The following is a 3,965-nucleotide window of genomic DNA, read 5'->3' on the forward strand; positions in this document are numbered from 1 at the left end:
CCGCAGTCGTTTGCGGGGCCGGGGGTTGACGGCTCTGTTCGCGGGGTGGAAGCCTGGGAAATGAAACAACGTTATATGACGTTCGTTTATCTCGGTTTGCCGCCGCCCCCGGGCCCTGGGCGGGGTGCTTGCCGAACGCCTTCCTTCCTCTCGCCTTCTCGCAAGGAGCATCGGCTATGGCCGCAAGAAGACGCGTGCTCGTCGCGTGTGTGAGTGCGTGCATGAGCGCGGGCCTGGTCGCCACGTCGGCCTGCTCGCCGGGGGCCGGCTCCGGGGCGCCCGACGCCGGGGCCGCCGGGCTGACCACCACCACGCCGCCCGGCACCGAGCCCGTGGACCGGGTCACCTGGGCCCTGCCGTACGGCGAACCCACCACTCTCGACCCGGCCAAGGTCGGCGACTACTCGCCGCAGACGGTCGAGGCCAATCTCTGCGACACGCTGCTGCGCATGAACGCGGACCTCTCCTTGGCCCCCGGCCTCGCCGAGAAGGCCGCCTGGACGGACGACCGGACCCTCGTTCTCGACCTGCGGCCCGGGGTCGCGTTTTGGGACGGCTCGCCGATGCGGCCCGAGGACGTCGTCCACAGCCTCAGGCGTCAGGCCGACCCGCAGACGCAGGGCCTCTACGGGAGCTACCTCTCCGGCGTGACGGCCATCGACGTCACCGGTCCGAACCAGGTGACGCTGCGGACGAAGGCGTACGACCAGGGCCTGCGCAAGGCACTGGCCACCTCGTTCGGCGCGGTCGGCCAGGAGGCGTACGCCCGCAAGGCCGGGGCCGGGTACGGAACGCCCACCGGCGGGCTCATGTGCACCGGCCCCTACCGGCTCGCCTCGTGGAAGTCCGGCGACAGCATCACCCTCGAACGCAACGATGCGTACTGGGACCCGCAGCTCAAGCCCAAGGCGGCGCAGGTCGTCTTCCGCTTCATCACGAACGGCAACACGCTGACCAGCGCGCTGCTCTCCGGCGAGGTGGACGGGACGTACGAACTCCCGCCCAGCAGCGCCACCGCGCTCGCCAAGGCCAAGAACGGCACGGTCCACCTGGGGCCTTCGACGCAGAACGTGTTGCTCGTGCCCGGCCATGCCGACAGCCCCGCCGCCGACCGCAGGCTGCTCGACGCGCTGTCGCTCGCGGTGGACCGCGACGCGCTCATCAAGAACGTCTTCGGCGGCGCCGCGATGCCGCTCAAGTCCCTGGCCCCGCCGCTGACGTGGCGCGGCGATCCGGCGGCGGCCCGACTCGACGCCGCGTACGCCGCGCTCCCGTTTGCGCCGCCGCCGGATCTCGCGCGGGCGAGGCAACTCGTCGCCGAAGTCGGCGCGCCGTCCCGCCCGTTGGTGGCCGCCATTCCGGCCGGAGACCAGAGGGGCCTGCAAATCCTGACGTTCTTCCAGGCGGCGGCGAAGGCGGTCGGGGTCGGCATCGACATCCGCCAGCTCCAACCCACGGAGATGTCCTCGCTGTTCTACGACCCGTCCATGCGCGGGGGCATCGACCTCGTCCTCACCTTCGGCTACGTCGGAATGCCGGACGCCGCGTCGTACGTGGGTGAAATGGTGAACCCCGGTGGACTGTTCAACTGGACCGGCTACGACAACCCGGAGGTCACCCGGCTGCTCGGCGAGGCACGGGCCGCTTCCGACACCGACGCGTCGGCGAAGGCGTACGCCGAGGCGCAGGCGCTGTTCACCCCGACGGTGCCGGTCGTCTACCTGGCCGCACCGCACGAACGCATGTTCATGAACGGGCGCATCAGCGGAGCTCCCGCGTCGTTCGGCTACATGGGCATGCCCTGGGCCGCCTACCTCGGCGGGACTTCCCGGTGACCGCGGCATCGAACGCAGGGCCTCGTCACCACCACGCACACCCCACGGAGCACGCGATGACCGACACCCCTGGCGGAACCGAGCTGTGGACCCGGGGCGGCACCGAAATCGCCGCCGGGATCAGGGCCGGGGAGTTCACCGCGACCGAGGTCGCGGAGGCATTCCTGCGCCGCATCGACGAGGTCAATCCGGCGGTGAACGCCTTGGCGGACGTACGCCCGGACGAAGTCCTGGCCCGTGCCGCCGAGTTGGACCGTTCCTCCGACGTCGGCGAGCACTTGGCCCCGCTGCACGGCGTGCCGGTCGCCACCAAGATCAACACCGCCCGGCGCGGATACGCCAGTTCACACGGCATCCCGGCCTGGGCGGGCGCGGTGGCCGCCGAGGACGCGGCCTGCGTGGCCGCGCTGCGGGACGCCGGCGCGACGCTGCTCGGTCGCAGCAACAGCCCTGCCTTCGCGGTGCGTTGGTTCACGGACAACGCGCTGCACGGACGCACGCTCAATCCGTGGAGTGCCGCGCACACGCCCGGCGGATCCTCGGGCGGCGCGGCGGCGGCGCTCGCGTCCGGCATGGTGCCGATCGCGCAGGGCAACGACATCGGCGGCTCGATCCGCTACCCGGCGTACTGCTGCGGGGCGTTCGGGCTGCGGCCGACAGTGGGCCTGGTGTCCGGCTGGGAGCCCGGCGGGGACGTGGAGTTCGACAGCCCCATGTCGTTCCAGACGATGGCCGTGCAGGGGCCGCTGGCCTGGACGGTCGCGGATCTCCGGGCGGCCGTGCGGGTGATGGCGACCCCGGATCCGCGCGATCCGGTGGGGATTCCGGCGGTACCGCGCTTCGCGGCGCCCGGCCGGGTGCGGGTAACCGTGGTGCGGGACGTCGGTATCGCCAAGCCGCACCGGGCGGTGGACGCGGCACTCGACACGGCCGCCGGCCTGCTGGCCGCGGCCGGGTACGAGGTCGAAGAGGCAGCCGAACTACCGGAATTGGCCGAGGCCGCACGTTTGTGGTCGCTTCTGCTCTTCGAGGAACTGCGCACGATGCTTCCGGAGATCGAGATGTTCGGCGACGCGGGGGTGAAGGAGTCGCTGGCCTCGACCTTCCGGGTGGCCGCGGAGATCTGGGGCGAGCAGCCGACGCTGGCGGCGTACATCCGCGGGTACGCCCGGCGCGGCACGCTGATCACCCGCCTTCAGCGCTACCTGGGCGGGGACCGCATCCTGCTCACCCCCGTGTCGGCCGAGCCGCCGCTGGAACAGGACGCGGACCTCGCGGGCGACGACCGGATGCGCGAAGTAGTCGCCGCGCAATGGCCGTTGCAGGCAGTACCGGTGCTGGGCTTCCCGGCGGCCGCGGTACCGACCGGTCTCGCGGACGGTCTGCCGTCGGGAGTGCAGGTGATCGCCGGCCGGTTCCGCGAGGACCTGCTGCTGGACGCGGCCGAGGTGATCGAGGCCGGGGTGGTGCGGCCGCGGCCGGTGATCGGGGGCGCGGGCGGCTGAGTCGCGGGCCGGGGGGGGGGGGGGGCGGGTGGGCGGGGGGGGGGGGGGGCGGGTGGGCGGGGGGGGGGGGGGGCGGGTGGGCGGGGGGGGGGGGGGGCGGGTGGGCGGGGGGGGGGGGGGGCGGGTGGGCGGGGGGGGGGGGGGGCGGGTGGGCGGGGGGGGGGGGGGGAAGGGGGGACTTACCCCCCCCCCCGCCCCCGGATGCGGGCACAGGCGGGGTCGCAGGTCGGCCCGGGACGCGGCGCGGGTCAGTGGGCCGGACTGCCTGCGAGGGCGGTCCGCGCGCGGTTCAGGTAGTCGCGGAACGTCTGTCGCTCGGTGGCCGACAGGCCGCTCAGCATGCGTTCCTCCAGTGCGCGTACGTCCGCGTCCGCCTCGGCCAGCAGGACCTCGCCCGCCGGGGTCAGCGTGATGAGCAGCCGTCGGCGGTGCCCGGGGTCGTGGGCGCGGGTGATGAGGCCGCGGGTTTCCAGGGCCGTGACGAGATCGCGCATGGTCTGCGGCGTCACGAAGGAGTTGCGGGCCAGTTCCGCGCTGGTCAGGCCGTCGCGGCGGGCCAGCACGGTGAGTGCGGTGTATTGCAGTGCGGTGACCCCGGCCGGGCGCAGCAGGTCGTCCAGGTGCG

3 protein-coding genes are annotated in these 3,965 nt (G+C 73.3%); 2 read left to right on the forward strand and 1 reads right to left on the reverse strand.

The window, feature by feature from the left end; translation table 11 throughout:
• Positions 1-176: 176 nt before the first annotated feature.
• Both ACRX5S_RS10480 and ACRX5S_RS10485 read left to right on the forward strand, forming a co-directional pair.
• Positions 177-1,835 (forward strand): ABC transporter substrate-binding protein, encoded by a 1,659-nt coding sequence (locus ACRX5S_RS10480; RefSeq protein WP_436772556.1) that lies wholly within the window; start codon positions 177-179, stop codon positions 1,833-1,835.
• A gap of 56 nt (positions 1,836-1,891) precedes the next feature.
• Complete coding sequence (locus ACRX5S_RS10485) at positions 1,892-3,340, forward strand: amidase (RefSeq protein WP_436772557.1); 1,449 nt, start codon at positions 1,892-1,894, stop codon at positions 3,338-3,340.
• A 248-nt stretch (positions 3,341-3,588) separates the two neighbouring features.
• Here ACRX5S_RS10485 and ACRX5S_RS10490 read toward each other — a convergent pair.
• On the reverse strand, positions 3,589-3,965 hold a 377-nt coding region (locus ACRX5S_RS10490), incomplete at its 5' end, for a MarR family winged helix-turn-helix transcriptional regulator (protein WP_436772558.1).

This window comes from Yinghuangia sp. YIM S09857, assembly GCF_051388915.1.
Classification (GTDB): Bacteria; Actinomycetota; Actinomycetes; order Streptomycetales; family Streptomycetaceae; genus Yinghuangia.

Excerpts from the sequence above, each read along its gene's own strand:
- ACRX5S_RS10485 (WP_436772557.1), top strand. The coding sequence starts at position 1,892 with ATGACCGACACCCCTGGCGGAACCGAGCTGTGGACCCGGGGCGGCACC.
- ACRX5S_RS10480 (WP_436772556.1), top strand. The coding sequence starts at position 177 with ATGGCCGCAAGAAGACGCGTGCTCGTCGCGTGTGTGAGTGCGTGCATG.